Consider the following 20,309-nt stretch of genomic DNA (forward strand, 5'->3'; position numbering starts at 1 on the left):
TTTAGCTTCTCGCTTTTACTGCTATCCGGTACACTCCACTGTGTTATTTCATCAATACTGAAGGATTATCCTCATGTACCAGGATCTTATTCGTAACGAACTGAACGAAGCGGCGGAAACGCTGGCGAATTTTCTGAAAGATGATGCCAATATTCACGCTATTCAGCGCGCGGCGGTCCTGCTTGCCGACAGCTTCAAAGCCGGCGGTAAAGTGCTCTCCTGCGGTAACGGCGGTTCCCACTGTGACGCCATGCACTTCGCCGAAGAGCTGACCGGACGCTATCGCGAAAACCGTCCGGGCTACCCGGCGATTGCGATTTCCGACGTGAGCCACATCTCCTGTGTAGGCAACGACTTCGGTTACGACCATATCTTTTCCCGCTACGTTGAAGCCGTAGGCCGTGAAGGCGACGTGCTGCTGGGGATCTCCACGTCCGGTAACTCCGCTAACGTGATCAAAGCGATCGCCGCCGCGCGTGAGAAGGGCATGAAAGTGATCACCCTGACCGGGAAAGATGGCGGTAAGATGGACGGTACAGCGGACATTGAAATCCGTGTACCACACTTCGGTTATGCGGATCGCGTTCAGGAAATTCACATCAAAGTGATCCACATCCTGATCCAACTGATCGAAAAAGAGATGGTTAAGTAAGACTTCGCTGGGGGGCGCCGGTGCCCCCCGCTGTTGTGGAGGTGTTCTATGTGCGAACTGCTCGGGATGAGCGCCAATGTGCCAACCGATATCTGCTTTAGTTTCACCGGGCTGGTTCAGCGCGGTGGAGGAACCGGGCCGCATAAAGACGGCTGGGGCATTACCTTCTACGAAGGCAAAGGATGTCGCACGTTTAAAGATCCACAGCCCAGCTTTAACTCACCCATTGCCAGACTGGTGCAGGACTATCCTATTAAATCCTGTTCGGTGATCGCCCATATCCGCCAGGCCAATCGTGGCGAAGTGGCGCTGGAAAATACCCATCCGTTTACCCGTGAACTGTGGGGACGTAACTGGACCTATGCGCACAACGGGCAGCTCTCGGGCTATAAATCACTGGAAACCGGCAATTTTCGTCCTGTCGGTGAAACGGACAGCGAAAAAGCATTTTGCTGGCTGCTGCACAAGCTGACCGAGCGCTACCCCCGTACGCCCGGCAACATGACCGCAGTATTTAAGTACATAGCGTCACTGGCGTCTGAGTTACGCGAGAAGGGCGTGTTTAATATGCTGCTGTCTGACGGACGCTACGTGATGGCATTCTGCTCGACGAATCTGTTCTGGATCACCCGACGTGCGCCGTTTGGCGTCGCCACGCTGCTCGATCAGGATGTGGAAATTGATTTTCAGAAGGAGACCACACCGAACGATGTGGTCACTGTCATTGCAACGCAGCCGCTGACGGGCAATGAAACCTGGCAAAAGATCATGCCAGGCGAGTGGGCGCTATTTTGTCTCGGGGACCGCGTAATTTGACGCCAGCTGAGGCTGAACCACTTCATGGCTGAGCGGTTTACTCACCACGTAACGGCCATTGACGATGGACACCACCGGCGGCTTATGGGTCTGCTCGAAGTAGTCATAACCCGGTTTTAGCTGTTTCCAGAAATCTGTGTAAACAGAGTACTTATGGCGCGCCATGTTGGCATCCGTCATACGGAACGGATAGATGCTGACCTGAACATTCGGCTGGCCGAAGACCAGTGCGCCCGTGACAAACTGGAAGATTTCATCAATGCCGGAATCCGTCATCGCATAACAGCCGACAGACACGCAGGCGCCGTGGATCATCAGGTATTTCCCTTCGTAACCGTGCGCACGGTCGAAGGCATTGGGGAAACCGATGTTAATCGCTTTATAAAAGCGGCTGTCCGGTTTTAGCTGGCTACGCTGAACGTTGTAAAACCCTTCCGGACTTTTGAAGTCACCCTGGCGCTGTTTCGGCCCCAGTCCGCCAGAATAGTTACAGATTTTGTAGCTATCGAGCAGTTGATACGTCTCGCCCATTTTGACAAACAGATCGAGTGTGCGCTCTTCCTTGAAGATTTGAATATAAACCGGGGATCCCATCAACTGCTGTTTATACTCTTTGCTGACCGGCGTCGTTGAACTATTACTGCCAAGCAGCCCGGCAAACGACATGCACGGTATCAGAAGCATCGCAATGAACAATGCGATTTTACGCATACTACTGGTTCCTTGATAAAACAATGACCAACTTGCCAGAACGGCAAAAGACACCCGAAATCAGACTAATCTGGACAGGAGCGCTCACATTAGCACCGATGGAGATTTTCGCAAGAGCCAACCTTTGCGTTTACAAATTAGTTTTACTTTATAACCCATTCATATTGTCCTGACTCCAGGAACTTTGCGCAATAGCTCGCATTTCGGCGCGCCAGACGGCGGATTTACTGCCCTTGGCAGGGCCGAAAATGGTACACTCCGGCCTCTCTGGATTGTTGTTCATGGATACCTGCTAACCACATGTTTAGAATCAGAAAAGGACTCGATCTGCCAATCTCTGGCGTGCCTGAACAGCACGTAACGACCGGCGCCAGTATTCATCATGTCGCTATTGTGGGTGATGATTACGTGGGCATGCGCCCCGCGATGCTGGTACAGGAAGGCGATCGTGTAATAAAAGGCCAGGCACTCTTCGAGGATAAAAAAAATCCTGGCGTTATGTTTACAGCCCCTGCCAGCGGTACCGTCGTCGCCATCCATCGTGGTGAGCGTCGCGTTCTGCAGTCGGTTGTCATTCAAATTGAAGGTGACGAAAAACGCGAGTTTGCGCGTTTTGACGCCGCCGATCTCGCTACCCTCAGCCACGACGCGGTGCAGACGCAACTGATGGAGTCAGGACTGTGGACGGCGCTTCGCACGCGTCCCTATAGCAAAACGCCCGTACCTGGCACTGTGCCAGCCGCTATCTTCGTTACGGCCATCGACACTAACCCGCTCAGCGCGGATCCGCAGCCTCTTATCCTGGCGGAACGCAAAGCTTTCGATGCCGGCCTCACCGTGTTAACGCGCCTGACGCCGGGCAAAGTGCATGTCTGCCAGGCCAGCGGCGGTAAGCTGGGCGGGCATCCTCAAGGGCAGGTCGCCTTTAATGAATTTGCCGGCCCGCATCCGGCCGGGCTGGTGGGAACGCATATTCATTTCCTGGAGCCGGTAAGCCTGACGAAACAGGTCTGGCATCTTAATTATCAGGACGTGATCGCTATCGGTAAGCTCTTCACCACGGGTGAGCTGTGCTCAGAACGCATTATTGCCATCGGCGGCCCTCAGGCAACCCAACCGCGTCTGGTTCGCACGCTGCTTGGGGCAGACCTGACGGCGCTGTTGGCTGGCGAAACGAAAGAAGGTGAAAACCGCATTATTTCCGGTTCGGTGCTGAGCGGCAGACACGCGACAGGCCCGATGGCCTGGCTGGGTCGTTTCCATCTTCAGGTGAGCGTGGTGCTTGAAGGGCGTGAGAAAGAGCTGTTCGGCTGGGTGCTTCCTGGCGCGGAAAAATACTCGGTAACCCGTACCACGCTCGGCCACTTTTTGCGTCGTAAGCTGTTTAACTTCTCCACCAGCACCAACGGCGGTGAGCGCGCCATGGTCCCGATTGGCAACTACGAACGCGTGATGCCGCTGGATATTCTGCCCACTGTGCTGCTGCGCGATCTGCTGGCCGGCGATACCGACGGTGCCCAGGCGCTGGGCTGTCTGGAGCTGGACGAGGAAGATCTGGCGCTGTGTACCTATGTGTGTCCAGGTAAATACGAATATGGACCCGTATTGCGCGAGGTGTTAACCCGCATTGAGCAGGAAGGATAACCATGGGCTTAAAACACCTCTTTGAAAAAATTGAGCCGCACTTTACCGAAGGGAAGCTCAAAAAGTACTACCCGCTGTATGAAGCGACAACGACCATTTTCTACACGCCGGGTCTGGTGACGAAAGGCGCGGCGCACGTTCGCGACGCCATCGACCTCAAGCGAATGATGATTCTGGTCTGGTTTGCGGTCTTCCCGGCCATGTTCTGGGGGATGTATAACGTTGGGTTGCAGACTATTCCGGCGCTGCACCATATGTACGATGCAGAGCAGCTGGCGCAGGTGATTCAGTCTGACTGGCACTATCGTCTGGCGCAGTCGCTGGGGGTGAGCTTTGCGGCAGATGCAGGCTGGATCAGCATGATGACGCTGGGCGCTGTCTTCTTCCTCCCCATCTATATGACTGTCTTTATTGTGGGCGGTTTCTGGGAGGTTCTGTTCGCTATTATTCGCAAACATGAGATAAACGAAGGCTTCTTTGTTACCTCTATTCTGTTTGCGCTGATTGTTCCGCCAACGCTGCCGCTCTGGCAGGCGGCGATGGGGATCAGCTTTGGCGTGGTGATTGCCAAGGAGATCTTCGGCGGGACCGGACGCAACTTCCTCAACCCGGCACTGGCAGGGCGCGCGTTCCTGTTCTTTGCTTATCCGGCGCAAATCTCGGGCGACCTGGTGTGGACGGCAGCAGACGGATTCTCCGGCGCGACGCCACTTTCACAGTGGGCGGCTGGCGGCGGCGAAACGCTGGTTAACAATGCAACCGGACAGCCTGTCACCTGGTTTGATGCGTTTATTGGCAATATTCCAGGCTCCATCGGTGAAGTGTCTACCCTGATGATTTTGATCGGCGGAGCCATCATCCTCTTTGGCCGCGTGGCGTCCTGGCGCATTGTCGCTGGCGTCATGCTTGGGATGGTCCTCACCGCCACGCTTTTCAATTTCATTGGTTCAGACACTAACCCGATGTTCTCCATGCCGTGGTACTGGCACCTCGTGCTGGGAGGCTTTGCGTTTGGCATGATGTTCATGGCCACCGATCCGGTCTCGGCTTCGTTTACCGACAGAGGAAAATGGTGCTACGGCGCGCTCATTGGGGTGATGTGTGTACTGATTCGCGTGGTCAACCCGGCCTATCCGGAAGGGATGATGTTGGCCATTCTGTTTGCCAATCTGTTTGCGCCGCTGTTCGACTATCTGGTCTTGCGCGCCAACATTAAGCGGAGGAAGGCGCGTGGCTGAGATCAAAAATAACGACAGTATCAGCAAAACGCTGCTGGTGGTGCTGGTACTGTGTCTGGTCTGCTCCATTGTCGTGGCCGGTTCTGCCGTTGGGTTGAAACCGCTACAGCAGGAGCAACGTGCGCTGGATAAACAGCGTAACATCCTGGCCGTTGCCGGGCTGATGCAGGAAGGCATGACGAAGGATGACGTCGCAGCGGTGTTTGCCGAACGCATTACCGCACGGCTGGTGGATTTAAAAACCGGGGAGTTAATGGATAAAGACCCGGCGAAATATAACCAGGCGCTGGCGCTAAAAGATCCGCAGATGAGCACCATGCTTGACGCCTCGCAGGATCCGGCAGGCATTAAGCGCCGCAGCAATGTCGCGGAGATTTACCTCGTCCGCGACGAGCAAAAGCGCATCCAGGAAATCGTGTTGCCCATCTATGGCAACGGTTTATGGTCAATGATGTACGCCTTTGTGGCGCTGGATACCGATGGCCGTACGGTCAAAGGCATTACATATTACGATCAGGGCGAAACACCAGGGCTGGGGGGCGAAGTTGAGAACCCTAACTGGCGGGCACAGTTTGTCGGTAAAAAAGTGCTCGATGACAACGGCCAGCCTGCGCTGAAGGTGGTGAAAGGAGGAGCGCGTCCCGGTGATGAATTTGCCGTTGATGGCCTTTCCGGCGCCACGCTCACCTCTAATGGGGTGCAGCACAGCTTTGATTTCTGGATGGGTGAACTGGGCTTTGGTCCCTTCCTGAAGAATGTACGTGAAGGAGCGCTGAACAATGGCTGATACGGGTGAACTGAAAGAAGTTAAAAAGGTGCTGATTGGCCCACTTTTAGCCAATAACCCGATAACGCTTCAGGTGCTGGGTGTATGCTCGGCTCTGGCGGTAACCACCAAGCTGGAAACGGCGGTGGTCATGACGCTGGCGGTAACGCTGGTGACAGCGTTTTCCAGCATGTTTATCTCAATGATCCGCCACCACATACCCAACAGCGTGAGGATCATTGTCCAGATGGCGATCATCGCCTCGCTGGTGATCGTGGTTGATCAGCTTCTGCGCGCCTTCGCTTATGAAACCTCGAAGCAGCTTTCGGTGTTTGTCGGCCTGATTATCACCAACTGTATCGTGATGGGGCGCGCTGAAGCCTATGCGATGAAAATGCCGCCACTGGCGAGCTTTATGGACGGTATAGGTAACGGGCTGGGTTACGGTGTGATCCTGTTGACGGTTGGTTTCCTGCGCGAACTTATTGGCAGCGGCAAACTGTTTGGCATTCCGGTGCTGGATACGGTACAGAACGGCGGCTGGTATCTGCCGAACGGCCTGTTCCTGCTGGCACCAAGCGCATTTTTCATTATCGGTTTGCTGATCTGGCTGATTCGTACGCTGAAGCCTGAACAGCAGGAAAAGGAGTAACCGACGATGGCTCATTACCTGAGTTTATTTGTGCGCGCGGTGTTTGTTGAAAACATGGCGCTCGCTTTCTTCCTGGGCATGTGTACGTTCCTTGCTGTTTCTAAGAAGGTATCGACGGCATTCGGTCTGGGTGTGGCGGTCACTGTTGTGCTGGGGCTTTCCGTTCCGATTAACAACCTGGTGTTCAACTTCGTGCTTCGCGATGGCGCGCTGGTGGAGGGCGTTGATCTTAGCTTTCTGAACTTCATCACCTTTATCGGGGTGATTGCGGCGCTTGTTCAGATCCTGGAGATGATCCTCGATAAATACTTCCCGTCGCTGTACAACGCACTGGGGATCTTCCTGCCGCTAATCGCAGTGAACTGCGCCATTTTCGGCGGCGTCTCATTTATGGTTCAGCGCGATTACAACTTCAGTGAATCGGTTGTGTATGGTTTCGGTTCCGGTATCGGCTGGATGCTGGCGATTGTCACCATGGCGGGGATCCGTGAAAAAATGAAATATGCCAACGTACCTGCGGGGCTTCGTGGCTTAGGGATCACCTTTATCACCACCGGCCTGATGGCGTTGGGCTTTATGTCCTTCTCCGGTGTGCAGCTATAAGGGCTAAAAGATGGAAATTATTCTTGGCGTGGTGATGTTCACGCTGATAGTACTGGTGCTGTCAGGGCTGATCCTGGCGGCGCGTGCGAAGCTGGTGAATTCCGGGGATGTGATCATTGATATCAATGACGATCCGCAGAATCAGATCCGTACCCCGGCAGGGGATAAGCTGCTTAATACGCTCTCCGGCAACGGGATTTTTGTCTCGTCTGCCTGTGGCGGCGGTGGCTCCTGTGGACAGTGCCGTGTGACGGTGAAAGAGGGAGGCGGTGATATTCTGCCAACAGAACTGTCGCATATCACGAAGCGTGAAGCGAAAGAGGGCTGCCGTCTGGCGTGTCAGGTCGCTGTGCGCCAGAACATGAAGATTGAGCTGCCGGAGGAGATCTTCGGCGTGAAAAAATGGGAGTGCGAAGTTATCTCTAACGATAACAAAGCCACGTTCATTAAAGAGCTCAAGCTGCGCGTTCCTGAAGGGGAGAGCGTCCCGTTCCGTGCGGGTGGGTATATCCAGATTGATTGTCCGGCACATACCGTGGCGTATGCTGACTTCGACGTGCCCGAGGAGTACCGGGCTGACTGGGATAAATTTAACCTCTTCCGCTTTGTTTCCGAAGTAAAAGAGCCCGCGCTTCGCGCTTATTCCATGGCTAACTACCCGGAAGAGAAGGGCATTATTATGCTCAACGTGCGTATCGCCACGCCGCCGCCGAATGTGCCTGATGCCCCCCCTGGCGTCATGTCGTCCTATATCTGGTCCCTCAAGCCTGGCGACAAAGTGACGATTTCCGGCCCGTTCGGCGAATTCTTTGCCAAAGACACCGACGCGGAAATGGTCTTTATCGGCGGCGGTGCGGGTATGGCGCCGATGCGTTCGCATATCTTTGACCAGCTCAAACGCCTTGGCAGCAAGCGCAAGATCAGCTTCTGGTACGGGGCGCGTTCACTGCGCGAAATGTTCTATGACGATGAGTTTGAACAACTGGCACGTGATAACCCTAACTTTACCTTCCATGTGGCGTTATCCGATCCGCAGCCGGAAGATAACTGGACAGGTTATACGGGCTTCATCCACAACGTGCTGTATGAAAATTACCTCAAACAGCACCCGGCACCGGAAGATTGCGAGTTTTATATGTGTGGCCCGCCAATGATGAACGCTGCCGTGATTAAGATGCTAAAAGATCTTGGCGTGGAAGATGAGAACATCATGCTCGATGATTTCGGAGGCTGATTATGCTGACCTTTCTGGCGACCTTTGCGGTGTTTGTACTGGTGATATTCGGGATGTCCTTAGGTTGGATCATCAAGCGTAAAAGCATCCAGGGCAGCTGTGGAGGTATATCTTCCATCGGAATGGAAAAAGTGTGCGATTGTCCGGAACCGTGCGATGCGCGAAAAAAACGGATGGCTCGCGAGCAGCAACGCATTATTTAGTTTTGTATGTCGGGTAAGGCAACGCCGCCACCCGACAATTCCCACGCACACTTCTCAACCCTCATTTGTTTACTGTATACTTATCCAGTAATGAGTGAGGGCTTACTATGCGCAAAATAATCCATGTCGATATGGACTGCTTTTTTGCCGCAGTGGAGATGCGTGACAACCCGGCGCTGCGGGATATTCCCATCGCCATTGGCGGCAGCCGGGTTCAGCGCGGTGTCATCAGCACCGCCAACTATCCTGCTCGCAAATACGGTGTGCGCAGCGCCATGCCGACAGCGATGGCGCTGAAACTGTGCCCGCATCTCACTCTTTTGCCCGGACGTTTTGATGCCTATAAAGAAGCATCGAGCCACATTCGGGAGATCTTCTCCCGCTACACCTCTCTGATTGAACCGTTATCGCTGGATGAAGCCTATCTGGATGTCACCCACAGCGTGCACTGCCACGGATCCGCCACCCTGATGGCGCAGGAGATACGCCAGACTATTTTTAACGAGCTGAACCTGACGGCATCGGCAGGCGTCGCGCCGATAAAATTTCTCGCCAAAATCGCCTCCGATTTAAATAAGCCCAACGGCCAGTACGTCATCACCCCGGAAGAGGTTCCGGCGTTTTTAAAGACGCTGCCGCTCAGCAAAATCCCCGGTGTGGGTAAAGTCTCCGCCGCGAAGCTGGAAAGTATGGGGCTACGCACCTGTGAAGACGTTCAGCGCAGCGATCTGGCGCTGCTGCTTAAGCGTTTTGGTAAGTTTGGCCGCGTACTGTGGGAACGCAGTCAGGGCATTGATGACCGGGATGTGAACAACGAACGGCTGCGTAAATCGGTCGGCGTTGAACGCACGCTGAGCGAAGATATCCATGACTGGGCAGAGTGTGAAACCATTATTACGGAACAACTCTATCCTGAGCTTGAACGACGCTTACTGAAGGTCAAACCAGATCTGCTTATTGCCCGGCAGGGCATCAAACTGAAATTTAACGATTTTCAGCAGACGACGCAGGAACACGTCTGGCCACGCCTCAACAAAGAGGATCTTATTGCGACGGCAAAAAAGGCATGGGAAGAGCGGCGGGGCGGACGAGGGGTAAGACTGGTGGGGCTGCACGTCACATTGCTGGATCCGCAGCTGGAGCGTCAGCTGGTGCTGGGACTGTAGATTAGGCTAATCGTAGGCCCGGTAAGCGAAGCGCCACCGGGCATCAAACGGCTTATTACTTAACAGGGATTGCTTTCAGCAGCTCAGTCAGCAGCGTCCAGTAGTGACCGACGCTTTCAATGTGAACCTGCTCATCCGGGGAGTGTGGACCCGTGATGGTCGGCCCGATGGAGACCATGTCCATATCCGGATACGGTTTCTTGAACAGACCACATTCCAGACCCGCGTGAATAACCTGAATGTTCGGGGTGCTGTTGAACAGTCTCTGATAAGTTTCACGCACCAGTGCCATGACCGGAGAACTTGCATCCGGCTGCCAGCCAGGGTAGCTGCCTTTTGCAGACGTTTTCGCGCCCGCCAGGGTACCCAGAGATTCCAGCATGCTCACAACGTACTCTTTACCGCTGTCGATCAGGGAACGGATCAGGCAAATGATCTCTGCGCTGTCGTCGCCCATGGTCACTACGCCCACGTTCAGGGAGGTTTCAACCACGCCTTTTGCGACGTCAGAATTGCGGATCACGCCGTTTGGCGTTGCGTTCAGCAACTGGACGAACGTGTCACGAGACTGAGTGGTCAGCGCGGCTTTATCCGTTGTAACGGACTCCAGTACCACCGTCAGGTTTTTCTCTTTCTCAGACAGCTCGTTTTTCAGGATATCCAGATACAGGCTGGAGAGGTTTTTCAGCTCTTCCGCTTTCGCCGCAGGCACCGCCACGGTCGCGAAGGCTTCGCGAGGGATCGCGTTACGCAGAGTGCCGCCGTTGAAGTCCACCAGACGCAGATCCAGTTCAGCGGCATGGCCCGCCAGGAAACGCGCCAGCAGTTTGTTGGCGTTGCCCAGGCCCAGGTGAATATCACCGCCGGAGTGACCGCCTTTCAGCCCTTTCAGCGTCAGCTTAAAGGTCTCGAAACCGGCAGGAATCGCTTCGCGGGACAGCGGCAGGGTAGAGATGAAATCGATCCCGCCCGCGCAGCCCATGTAGATCTCACCTTCTTCTTCGGAATCGGTGTTGATCAGAATGTCCGCTTGCAGCCAGTTTGCCTGGAGACCGAACGCGCCATCCATGCCCGCTTCTTCAGTCATGGTCAGCAGCACTTCCAGCGGACCGTGTTCAACGCTGTCGTCAGCCAGCACGGCCAGCGCGGAAGCCATACCAATACCGTTATCTGCGCCCAGGGTCGTGCCGCGCGCCTTCACCCACTCACCGTCGATGTACGGCTGAATCGGGTCTTTTGTGAAGTCGTGAACGGTGTCGTTGTTTTTCTGCGGAACCATGTCCAGGTGCGCCTGCAATACCACTGGCTTACGGTTTTCCATACCTGCGGTGGCAGGTTTGCGGATGAGAATATTGCCAACCTGGTCGCGCTCAGCGTGCAGACCTTTTTCCTTTGCCCAGCCCATAATATGTTCGGCAAGCTGTTCTTCGTGATAGGAAGGGTGCGGAATGGAGCAGATTTTGGCAAAAATATCCCACAGCGGCTGTGGAGATAATTGAGACAGTTCAGACACGATAGGTCTCCTTGTCGTTGCGCTGCAAAACAATGTTGCAGGTCACTGGGTTAGCAGGTTAATCGTTACCACAAGACGGGCTTGCGAGATGCATCTGAGAATACCACTTTCTCCCGTGGCTGGTAGCATTAAGCATGTAAAAACTCAGGCTCATGGCGCGTAACACTGGTTTTTAGTGCTTCAGATCTCTATAATCTCGCGCAACCTGGTTCACCCTCATTTTTTTAAGCCGTATATAAACAGGCTGGGACACTTCACATGAGCGAAAAATACGTCGTCACCTGGGACATGTTGCAGATTCACGCACGCAAACTGGCTGCGCGTCTGATGCCTTCCGAACAGTGGAAAGGCATTATTGCCGTCAGCCGTGGCGGTCTGGTACCGGGGGCGCTGCTGGCACGTGAGCTGGGTATTCGTCATGTCGATACCGTATGTATCTCCAGCTATGACCACGATAACCAGCGTGAGCTGAAAGTGCTGAAGCGCGCGGAAGGCGACGGTGAAGGCTTTATCGTTATCGACGATCTGGTGGACACCGGCGGTACCGCTGTGGCTATCCGCGAAATGTATCCAAAAGCGCACTTCGTCACTATCTTCGCGAAACCAGCGGGTCGTCCCCTGGTTGATGATTACGTCATTGATATCCCTCAGGATACCTGGATTGAACAGCCATGGGATATGGGCGTGGTCTTCGTACCGCCTATCTCTGGCCGTTAATTTCAGTACGTAACTTTACACGCCCGGTTATGCCGGGCGTTGTTCTTTTTGGCCTGCCACGCGTTACAATGGTCTCCAAGTGATGTATCCATGGAGGCAACGCAATGGCGCAGGCGAATCTCACCGAAACTCTTTTCAAACCCCGTTTCAAGCACCCTGAAACCTCGACGCTGGTGCGTCGGTTTAATCCGGGGACCATGCCTGCTGTTCAGTCAGCGTTAGATGGTAAAAACGTGCCCCACTGGTACCGCATGATTAATCGCCTGATGTGGATCTGGCGCGGTATCGATCCACGTGAAATCCTCGACGTGCAGGCGCGTATCGTGATGAGCGAGTCTGAGCGCACCGACAGCGATCTCTACGACACGGTGGTGGGCTACCGTGGCGGGAACTGGATCTACGAATGGTCAAAGCAGGCCATGCTCTGGCAGCAAAAAGCGAGCCAGGAAGAAGATGCCACTCTCAGCGGCAAACACTGGCTGCATGCGGCAAACCTTTACAGCATCGCTGCATACCCGCATCTGAAAGGAGACGAACTGGCGGAGCAGGCCCAGGCGCTGGCAAACCGGGCTTATGAAGAGGCCGCCCAGCGGCTGCCTGGCCGGATGCGTGAAATTGAGTTCGCCATTCCCGGCGGTAGCCCGGTGACTGGATTCCTGCATATGCCGGAGGGGGAAGGCCCGTTCCCGACGGTTCTGATGTGCGGCGGCCTGGATTCGTTACAAATTGATTATTACAGCCTGTATGAGCGCTACTTTGCCCCAAACGGGATCGCCATGCTGACGCTCGATATGCCATCAATTGGTTTTTCATCCAAATGGAAACTTACGCAAGATTCCAGCCTGCTGCACCAGCATGCATTAAAAGCGCTGGAGAATATCCCCTGGGTTGACCATACCCGGGTAGGTGCGTTTGGCTTCCGCTTTGGCGCTAACGTCGCGGTACGGCTGGCCTACCTTGAATCTTCCCGCCTGAAGGCCGTCGCCTGTCTTGGTCCGGTAGTGCATGCACTGCTAAGCGAGCCTGCGCGTCAGGGTAGCGTTCCTGAAATGTATCTGGACGTGCTGGCGAGCCGACTTGGCATGCATGATGCTTCAGATGAAGCGTTGCGCATTGAACTTAATCGGTATTCATTAAAAACGCAGGGCTTGCTGGGCCGCCGTTGCCCAACCCCGATGATGTCCGGTTTCTGGAAGAACGATCCATTTAGCCCGGAAGAGGAGTCACGCTTAATCACCTCGTCATCTTCGGATGGCAAATTGCTGGAGGTACCCTTCAGCCCGGTGTACCAAAATTTTGACAAAGGGCTTAAAGAGATCACACGCTGGATCACGCAGAGATTGTGTTAATAGTTTGCTAAATTTCGTTGGTTTGGTAAAACAGTGCTTCACAAAAGGAGATCGCAATGACGTTACCGAGTGGACACCCGAAAAGTAGACTGATTAAGAAGTTCATGGCTCTTGGCCCGTATATTCGAGAAGAGCAGTGTGAAGAGAATCGCTTTTTTTTCGACTGCCTGGCTGTTTGCGTCAACGTGAAGCCTGCACCCGAAAAACGTGAGTTCTGGGGCTGGTGGATGGAAATGGAAGCACAGGAAAACCGTTTTACCTATAGCTATCAGTTTGGCCTGTTTAATAAAGACGGGCACTGGCAGGCGACGAGCATCAAAGATCAGGAAGTGATCGATCGCCTGGAGCATACGCTAAAAGAATTTCACGCCAGAGCTCGCGACCTGCTGGCAACGCTGGATCTGAAGCTGGAGCCTGCGGACGATTTTTCCAGCGAAGCGGTGAAACTGAGAGCCTGATGATGTCACTGCGCCGGGTGGCGGCTACGCCTTACCCGGCCTAAAAACGTATTACTCCGTAGGTCCGGTAAGCACAGCGTCACCGGGCACAAAAAAACCGGCTCAGCGCCGGTTTTTTTATTACCACAACATCAGAACTGGTAGGTCATGCCCAGCGCAACGATATCATCGCTGCTTACGCCCAGTTTATTATCGTCATCGATCTGGTTGATTTTATAATCAACAAACGCAGACATGTTTTTGTTGAAATAATAGGTCGCACCTACATCGATGTATTTCACGATATCTTCATCGCCGATGCCTTCGATATCTTTGCCTTTAGACTGCACGTAACCCAGAGATGGGCGCAGACCAAAGTCAAACTGATATTGCGCAACCACTTCGAAGTTTTGCGCTTTATTTGCAAAGCCACCGGAAATAGGGGCCATATTGCGGGTTTCAGAATAGAGAGTGGCCAGATATATATCGTTGGCATCATATTTCAGACCGGTCGCCCAGCCTTCTGCTTTTTTACCTTCGCCGCGTGCCTGAAGGTTTTGCTCATTGGTGCGATCGGAGCTGGCATACGCACCAATCACAGAGAAATCGCTGCCGCCGAAGTCATAGCTCAGGGAGGTACCGAAGCCGTCACCGTTTTGCTTCTTCACGTCGCGGTTTTCATTTTTACCCTGGTATTGCAGGGTCATATTAAGACCGTCAACCATGCCAAAGAAATCGGTATTACGGTATGTAGCCAGACCGGAAGCGCGTTTCGTCATGAAATTATCGGTCTGCGCCAGGCCGTCACCGCCGAACTCCGGGAACATATCGGTGTATGCGGCGACGTCATACAGCGCACCCAGGTTACGACCGTAATCAAAAGAACCAAAATCTTTCAGTTTAATACCCGCAAATGCCAGGCGCGTTTTTTGAGAAGAGTCGCTTTCTGCTTTGTTACCCGCGAACTCTGCTTCCCAACGTCCGTAGCCCGTCAGCTGATCGTTAATCTGCGTTTCACCCTTAAAGCCAAATCGAACGTAAGTCTGGTCACCATCCTTCGCGTCATCATCACTGAGGTAGTGCATTGCTTTTACTTTGCCGTACACGTCCAGTTTATTACCGTTTTTATTATAAACTTCCGCTGCGTGAACAGATGTGGATGCAACTACGCCCATTACCACTAATGCCAGAGTGCTCTTTTTCATTTTCAATCCTGATTTTATAAAAACGCGCTAATATTCGCTGAGCAATAAGATTCAACTTATTACCCCGTGAAAAACAGGAAGGGTTTTATCGTTAGTGGGTGAACGTTTTATGACAAAGTAAGAATATGTCTAAAAAAGTATGTTTTAATTTTTCGGTAATAAAATTGTCAAAATCTGCCGCTACGCTTCCTGATCCCGCGCAACAAAGTGACGGGTGATGTGCTAAGGCAGTTGGCAACGGGGCTGACACCTGTTAAAACGTCTGACTGACATCATTTTCCCTTATTGTTGAACGGCAGAGAATCATGAGTGACAGCCAGACGCTGGTGGTAAAACTCGGTACCAGTGTGTTAACAGGCGGATCACGCCGCCTTAATCGTGCCCATATCGTTGAGCTTGTACGTCAGTGCGCTCAGTTGCATGCCGCAGGGCATCGTATTGTGATTGTGACCTCCGGGGCGATTGCCGCCGGGCGTGAACACCTGGGCTACCCCGAACTCCCCGCGACGATCGCCTCCAAACAGCTGCTGGCCGCCGTAGGACAAAGCCGACTCATCCAGCTCTGGGAACAACTGTTCTCCATTTATGGCATTCACGTCGGGCAGATGCTGCTGACGCGTGCGGATATGGAAGACAGAGAACGTTTCCTGAACGCCCGCGATACGCTTCGCGCGCTGCTGGATAACCATATCGTTCCGGTCATCAACGAAAACGACGCTGTTGCCACCGCTGAAATCAAAGTAGGCGACAACGATAACCTCTCTGCGCTGGCGGCGATCCTTGCAGGGGCCGATAAGCTGCTGCTTCTGACCGATCAGCAGGGGCTGTTTACCGCTGACCCGCGTTCCAATCCACAGGCAGAACTGATCAAAGACGTTCACGGCATTGACGATGCGCTGCGTGCCATTGCGGGAGACAGCGTTTCTGGTCTTGGGACAGGCGGTATGGGCACCAAGCTCCAGGCTGCGGACGTGGCGTGCCGGGCCGGTATCGACACCATCATTGCCGCGGGCAGCCGTCCGGGCGTGATAGGTGATGTGATGGAAGGCATCTCTGTGGGCACACGCTTCCACGCCCAGGCGTCCCCGCTGGAAAACCGCAAACGCTGGATCTTTGGCGCGCCCCCGGCTGGTGAATTGACCGTGGATGAAGGCGCGACCGCCGCTATTCTGGAAAGAGGAAGCTCGTTGCTTCCAAAAGGAATTAAAAGCGTGACAGGCAACTTCTCGCGTGGTGAAGTGATCCGAATCCGTAACCTTGAAGGTCGCGACATCGCTCATGGCGTAAGCCGTTATAACAGCGACGCGCTGCGTCGGATTGCTGGCCACCATTCCCAGCAGATCGACGCCATCCTGGGCTATGAATATGGCCCGGTTGCCGTGCATCGCGACGACATGATTATTCGTTAAGGAGCCAGAACATGCTGGAACAAATGGGCGCAGCTGCGAAAGCCGCCTCGTATAAACTGGCGCTCCTTTCTAGCCGCGAGAAAAACCGCGTGCTGGAAAAAATCGCTGATTATCTGGAATCCCAGTCGCAGGAAATTTTGCTCGCCAACGAGCAGGATCTGCTGGAAGCGCGTCGCAACGGCTTGAGCGAAGCGATGCTCGACCGTCTGGCGCTAACCCCGGCGCGTCTGAAAGGTATCGCCGATGACGTCCGTCAGGTGTGCAACCTCGCCGACCCGGTAGGGCAGGTGATTGACGGTGGGGTGCTCGACAGCGGGTTACGCCTTGAGCGTCGTCGTGTGCCACTCGGCGTCATCGGTGTGATTTACGAAGCGCGTCCAAACGTGACGGTGGATGTTGCCTCCCTGTGCCTGAAAACCGGTAACGCCGCTATCCTGCGTGGCGGGAAAGAGACCTGGCGCACCAACGCCGCCACGGTGAACGTCATTCAGCAGGCGCTGGAAGAGTGCGGCTTACCGGCGGCTGCCGTGCAGGCGATTGAAAGCCCTGACCGCGCGCTGGTCAACGAGATGCTGCGCATGGACAAATACATCGACATGCTCATCCCACGCGGCGGCGCGGGCCTGCACAAGCTGTGCCGTGAGCATTCCACCATTCCGGTCATTACCGGCGGTATCGGCGTATGCCATATCGTGGTGGATGACACCGCGGAGATCGAACCTGCGCTGAAGATTATCGTCAACGCTAAAACTCAGCGTCCAAGCACCTGTAATACGGTGGAAACGCTGCTGGTGCATCAGGGCATCGCCAGTACCTTCCTGCCAGCGCTGAGCAAGCAGATGGCGGAAAGTGGCGTTACGCTGCATGCGGACGAGAAGGCTCTCGCCCTGCTGAAAGACGGTCCGGCGAAGGTCGTTTCGGTTAACGCGGAGCAGTACGACGATGAGTATTTGTCGCTGGATCTGAACGTGAAGGTAGTTGCGGATCTCGATGATGCTATTGCGCACATTCGTGAACACGGAACCCAGCATTCTGATGCGATCCTGACGCGCACCCTGCGCAATGCCGATCGTTTTGTGAATGAAGTGGATTCGTCTGCGGTTTACGTGAATGCCTCGACGCGCTTCACCGATGGCGGCCAGTTTGGTCTGGGCGCGGAGGTGGCTGTGAGCACTCAGAAGCTGCATGCCCGCGGTCCGATGGGGCTGGAAGCGCTGACCACCTACAAGTGGATCGGCTTCGGTGATGATACCATTCGTGCGTAAATAATCGCGGGTGATGCAAAAATAGCCGTTTGATTCAAAAGGGCATTGACGCATCACCCGGTTAGATCTACTCTTTTGCCCCGTGGTTACGCTCGTAACCGGTCTCTCAGGGCCGATATAGCTCAGTTGGTAGAGCAGCGCATTCGTAATGCGAAGGTCGTAGGTTCGACTCCTATTATCGGCACCATTTCAAACTCTTCTCAAGTCTACCGAAATCAACTTAAAGCCCGTATAATGCGGTTTCTAGCCCGTATCTTATCTCCTGTTATCAACTGGACTCAACCGGAATCAAGTTACAGTTGGGGGCATAAGTGGGGGCATTCTGTGTTCGGTCCAGGGAGATGCCCCCAATGAAGCTAAATGCACGGCAGGTAGACGCCGCTAAACCCAGAGAGAAGGCCTACAAGCTGGCAGATGGTGCTGGCTTGTATCTTGAGGTTGTTCCCTCTGGTTCCAGATATTGGCGGATGAAGTATCGCTTCAATGGAAAAGAGAAGCGTATGGCTTTTGGTGTCTATCCAGCAGTGTCCCTTGCACAAGCGAGGGCACTACGAGATGAAGCCAAGAAAAAACTGGCCGAGGGTATCGATCCATCGTTTGCTAAGAAAGAAGAAAAGTTGGTTCGCGATGTCCAGCTCAATAATACGTTTCAGGCAGTGGCGCTTGAATGGCACGGAACGAAGGTGAGCCGATGGTCAGAAGGGTATGCTTCTGACATTATCGAAGCCTTCAATAAAGATATTTTCCCCTATATCGGCCAGCAGCCGGTGAATGATATCAAACCTTTGGTTCTGCTGAATGTGCTACGTCGAATGGAAAACCGTGGCGCGACAGAGAAGGCCAAGAAGGTTCGCCAGCGCTGCAGCGAAGTTTTTCGTTACGCCATCGTCACCGGTCGTGCGGAATACAATCCTGCAGCGGATCTAACCAGCGCGATGTCAGGGCATGAATCGAAGCATTATCCCTTCCTTACTGTTGAGGAGTTACCAGACTTCTTTAAAGCTCTCGCAGGCTATACAGGAAGCCCGTTAGTTGTTCTTGCAGCACGTCTGCTGATTCTTACGGGAGTACGCACCGGTGAGCTCCGAGGTGCTTTCTGGAGTGAGTTTGATCTTGAAAAAGCGGTGTGGGAAATTCCTGCCGAACGAATGAAAATGAAGCGGCCCCATCTTGTGCCTCTCTCTACCCAAGCGCTGGAAATCGTACAGCAACTCAAAGTTATGTCAGGGCAATATCCGCTGGTGTTCCCAGGGCGTAATGATCCCCGCAAGTCGATGAGCGAAGCGAGTATTAATCAGGTATTCAAACGGATTGGGTATACGGGGAAGGTAACGGGGCATGGTTTCCGTCACACGATGAGTACGATTTTGCACGAGGAAGGGTTCAATACGGCATGGATCGAAACCCAGCTTGCGCATGTTGATAAGAACGCGATTCGAGGGACGTATAACCATGCGTTGTATCTAGAAGGGCGAAGGGAGATGATGCAGTGGTATGCAGATTTCATCGGTCAAGTAGGCAAATTCCAGCTAACCCCTAGCTTATGCAGCTATTAGCTTGATTGCTTGATAGAGTGGTAAGGGGCAAGTAGAGCCTCTTCTCATCGAAGAGGCTGAACCAACGTGAGTTTATTTTTTGCCTTCGAAGTTAATGCTTTACGCAAATTTTTTGTTGTACCGTAGGATGTGAAGATCTGCGGAGGTTAGAGATGAAAATCATGCTATGTTAGTCACTGAGGAGTGAGTCAAAATGTTATAACTTTTTCAAAGAGGCGTTGTATCGTGAAAGTTGTCTTTAATGTTAATGGTAAAAAAGTCCCGCTCGAATCTCTGCAATATATAAGTAAAGCAAATCAACTTGAAGTTATGCGGAATTGGTTTTTTGAAAATTTCGAAGATCCCGCAAACTCTTGTCCGTATGAATCCCGTGAAGGCGGATATGCTTACATTTATGGTGGCCCATACGAAGCAAGTGAAGAGTTGCAAGCGATGTTTGAAGGGTACGTGAAATTTGATTATATCCAAGAACTAGTTAATGATTTACAAGAACAGTGCTACGAGTGGTCAGGTAATTCAAATAATATTAATGATTGGTACGACGAAGACTTGTACGATGCTGTTACATCTTCCGAACAACCCTTTTCTAAGTTCGTTGAAAGCATTGATGGAATAAAAATGCTGGCTAAAGGCGAATTTAAAGATAAGCAAAAAGAACATCTGCTTAGCATCTTATACATTAACGTCATTACAGCTTTGGAAACTCTTTATGTTGAGTTGTTTATTAACTCCATAGATAAAAATGACTCATACCTTAAAGATTTCATAGAAAAAGGTAAGACGGAATTTAAGGTAAGTAAAGAAATATTGGCTTTGCCATTCAAAGGAGAATCTATTGAAAACATGAGGGCGGAATTGATTAAAGCAATCAAAGAACATCTGATTAGTGCAAGTTGGCATAGTACAAACAAAGTTGTAGGTCGTTATAAAGCTACATTTGATATTAATGTACATAAAGAGTGGCCAATAGATGCGATAGAAATAGCTACACAAAAGCGTAATCATTTAGTCCATCGTGGCGGAAAAGATAAAGAAGGTAATTCGGTAGTGATCACCGAACAAGATTTAGAAATGTTGCTGGATCACGCACAAGCTCTTGGAGAAAAATTGTTTGATAGCCTTGGTGTGGCATTACAGAAAAAAGATGAGAGTGAATTTTGAGTCTCGAGGTCG

20 protein-coding genes and 1 tRNA gene are annotated in these 20,309 nt (G+C 52.9%); 18 read left to right on the forward strand and 3 right to left on the reverse strand.

Translation table 11 applies throughout. The features are described from left to right. The first annotated feature begins 73 nt into the window (after positions 1–73). Complete coding sequence (lpcA, locus tag CKK19_RS01435) at positions 74–652, forward strand: D-sedoheptulose 7-phosphate isomerase (protein ID WP_003863232.1); 579 nt, start codon at positions 74–76, stop codon at positions 650–652. A 48-nt stretch (positions 653–700) separates the two neighbouring features. Further along, the gene (locus tag CKK19_RS01440; protein WP_017383120.1) at positions 701–1,468 is read left to right on the forward strand and encodes a class II glutamine amidotransferase; all 768 of its coding nucleotides are present in this window, start codon (positions 701–703) and stop codon (positions 1,466–1,468) included. On the opposite strand, the gene dpaA is transcribed toward CKK19_RS01440, so the two are convergent. Next, positions 1,439–2,179, reverse strand: a complete 741-nt coding sequence (gene dpaA / locus CKK19_RS01445; RefSeq protein WP_023305486.1) for a peptidoglycan meso-diaminopimelic acid protein amidase — start codon at positions 2,177–2,179, stop codon at positions 1,439–1,441. The genes CKK19_RS01440 and dpaA overlap by 30 nt on opposite strands. A gap of 300 nt (positions 2,180–2,479) precedes the next feature. Between dpaA and CKK19_RS01450 the strand changes: the two genes are divergently transcribed. The 8 genes from CKK19_RS01450 (at position 2,480) to dinB (ending at position 9,685) form a co-directional block, all read left to right on the forward strand. Beyond that, on the forward strand, positions 2,480–3,823 hold the full coding sequence (locus CKK19_RS01450) for a Na(+)-translocating NADH-quinone reductase subunit A (protein ID WP_063854136.1): 1,344 nt from the start codon (positions 2,480–2,482) through the stop codon (positions 3,821–3,823). Between the two features lie 2 nt (positions 3,824–3,825). Next, the gene (locus CKK19_RS01455) at positions 3,826–5,061 is read left to right on the forward strand and encodes an NADH:ubiquinone reductase (Na(+)-transporting) subunit B (RefSeq protein ID WP_063854138.1); all 1,236 of its coding nucleotides are present in this window, start codon (positions 3,826–3,828) and stop codon (positions 5,059–5,061) included. Next, complete coding sequence (locus tag CKK19_RS01460; RefSeq protein ID WP_022647144.1) at positions 5,054–5,848, forward strand: Na(+)-translocating NADH-quinone reductase subunit C; 795 nt, start codon at positions 5,054–5,056, stop codon at positions 5,846–5,848. The genes CKK19_RS01455 and CKK19_RS01460 overlap by 8 nt, the downstream gene beginning before the upstream one ends. Continuing rightward, positions 5,841–6,479: an NADH:ubiquinone reductase (Na(+)-transporting) subunit D gene (locus CKK19_RS01465; protein WP_003863219.1), complete on the forward strand. Its 639-nt coding sequence runs from the start codon at positions 5,841–5,843 to the stop codon at positions 6,477–6,479. Before CKK19_RS01460 ends, CKK19_RS01465 begins: the two co-directional genes overlap by 8 nt. A gap of 6 nt (positions 6,480–6,485) precedes the next feature. Further along, positions 6,486–7,082, forward strand: a complete 597-nt coding sequence (gene nqrE / locus CKK19_RS01470; RefSeq protein ID WP_003863217.1) for an NADH:ubiquinone reductase (Na(+)-transporting) subunit E — start codon at positions 6,486–6,488, stop codon at positions 7,080–7,082. 10 nt (positions 7,083–7,092) lie between these two features. Next, positions 7,093–8,316, forward strand: a complete 1,224-nt coding sequence (gene nqrF, locus CKK19_RS01475) for an NADH:ubiquinone reductase (Na(+)-transporting) subunit F (protein WP_015571374.1) — start codon at positions 7,093–7,095, stop codon at positions 8,314–8,316. Positions 8,317–8,318: 2 nt separating this feature from the next. Beyond that, positions 8,319–8,519: a (Na+)-NQR maturation NqrM gene (gene nqrM / locus CKK19_RS01480; RefSeq protein ID WP_003863212.1), complete on the forward strand. Its 201-nt coding sequence runs from the start codon at positions 8,319–8,321 to the stop codon at positions 8,517–8,519. Positions 8,520–8,626: 107 nt separating this feature from the next. Then, positions 8,627–9,685: a DNA polymerase IV gene (dinB, locus tag CKK19_RS01485; RefSeq protein WP_045308932.1), complete on the forward strand. Its 1,059-nt coding sequence runs from the start codon at positions 8,627–8,629 to the stop codon at positions 9,683–9,685. 55 nt (positions 9,686–9,740) lie between these two features. Here dinB and pepD read toward each other — a convergent pair whose 3' ends face one another. Then, entirely contained in the window at positions 9,741–11,198 is a 1,458-nt protein-coding gene (pepD, locus tag CKK19_RS01490; protein WP_063163978.1) for a cytosol nonspecific dipeptidase, read from the reverse strand. A 258-nt stretch (positions 11,199–11,456) separates the two neighbouring features. Between pepD and gpt the strand changes: the two genes are divergently transcribed. The 3 genes from gpt (at position 11,457) to crl (ending at position 13,722) form a co-directional block, all read left to right on the forward strand. After that, entirely contained in the window at positions 11,457–11,915 is a 459-nt protein-coding gene (gpt, locus tag CKK19_RS01495; protein ID WP_003863205.1) for a xanthine phosphoribosyltransferase, read from the forward strand. A 104-nt stretch (positions 11,916–12,019) separates the two neighbouring features. Continuing rightward, positions 12,020–13,264: an esterase FrsA gene (frsA, locus tag CKK19_RS01500; protein ID WP_032624794.1), complete on the forward strand. Its 1,245-nt coding sequence runs from the start codon at positions 12,020–12,022 to the stop codon at positions 13,262–13,264. 56 nt (positions 13,265–13,320) lie between these two features. Continuing rightward, positions 13,321–13,722, forward strand: a complete 402-nt coding sequence (gene crl / locus CKK19_RS01505; protein ID WP_063854139.1) for a sigma factor-binding protein Crl — start codon at positions 13,321–13,323, stop codon at positions 13,720–13,722. 131 nt (positions 13,723–13,853) lie between these two features. Here crl and phoE read toward each other — a convergent pair whose 3' ends face one another. Beyond that, complete coding sequence (phoE, locus tag CKK19_RS01510; protein WP_022647150.1) at positions 13,854–14,906, reverse strand: phosphoporin PhoE; 1,053 nt, start codon at positions 14,904–14,906, stop codon at positions 13,854–13,856. A gap of 305 nt (positions 14,907–15,211) precedes the next feature. Between phoE and proB the strand changes: the two genes are divergently transcribed. The 5 genes from proB (at position 15,212) to CKK19_RS01535 (ending at position 20,297) form a co-directional block, all read left to right on the forward strand. Beyond that, on the forward strand, positions 15,212–16,315 hold the full coding sequence (gene proB / locus CKK19_RS01515; RefSeq protein WP_015571369.1) for a glutamate 5-kinase: 1,104 nt from the start codon (positions 15,212–15,214) through the stop codon (positions 16,313–16,315). A gap of 11 nt (positions 16,316–16,326) precedes the next feature. Further along, entirely contained in the window at positions 16,327–17,580 is a 1,254-nt protein-coding gene (proA, locus tag CKK19_RS01520; RefSeq protein ID WP_046620604.1) for a glutamate-5-semialdehyde dehydrogenase, read from the forward strand. A 111-nt stretch (positions 17,581–17,691) separates the two neighbouring features. Next, positions 17,692–17,767, forward strand: a tRNA-Thr gene (locus CKK19_RS01525). A 163-nt stretch (positions 17,768–17,930) separates the two neighbouring features. Next, positions 17,931–19,136: a tyrosine-type recombinase/integrase gene (locus tag CKK19_RS01530; RefSeq protein ID WP_023303126.1), complete on the forward strand. Its 1,206-nt coding sequence runs from the start codon at positions 17,931–17,933 to the stop codon at positions 19,134–19,136. Between the two features lie 225 nt (positions 19,137–19,361). After that, positions 19,362–20,297 carry a hypothetical protein gene (locus CKK19_RS01535; protein WP_023303127.1) on the forward strand — a complete coding sequence of 312 codons (936 nt, stop codon included), beginning with the start codon at positions 19,362–19,364 and terminating at the stop codon, positions 20,295–20,297. The last annotated feature ends 12 nt before the right edge of the window (positions 20,298–20,309 follow it).

The organism is Enterobacter sp. CCUG 70166 (assembly GCF_020224095.1).
Classification (GTDB): domain Bacteria; phylum Pseudomonadota; class Gammaproteobacteria; order Enterobacterales; family Enterobacteriaceae; genus Enterobacter; species Enterobacter intestinihominis.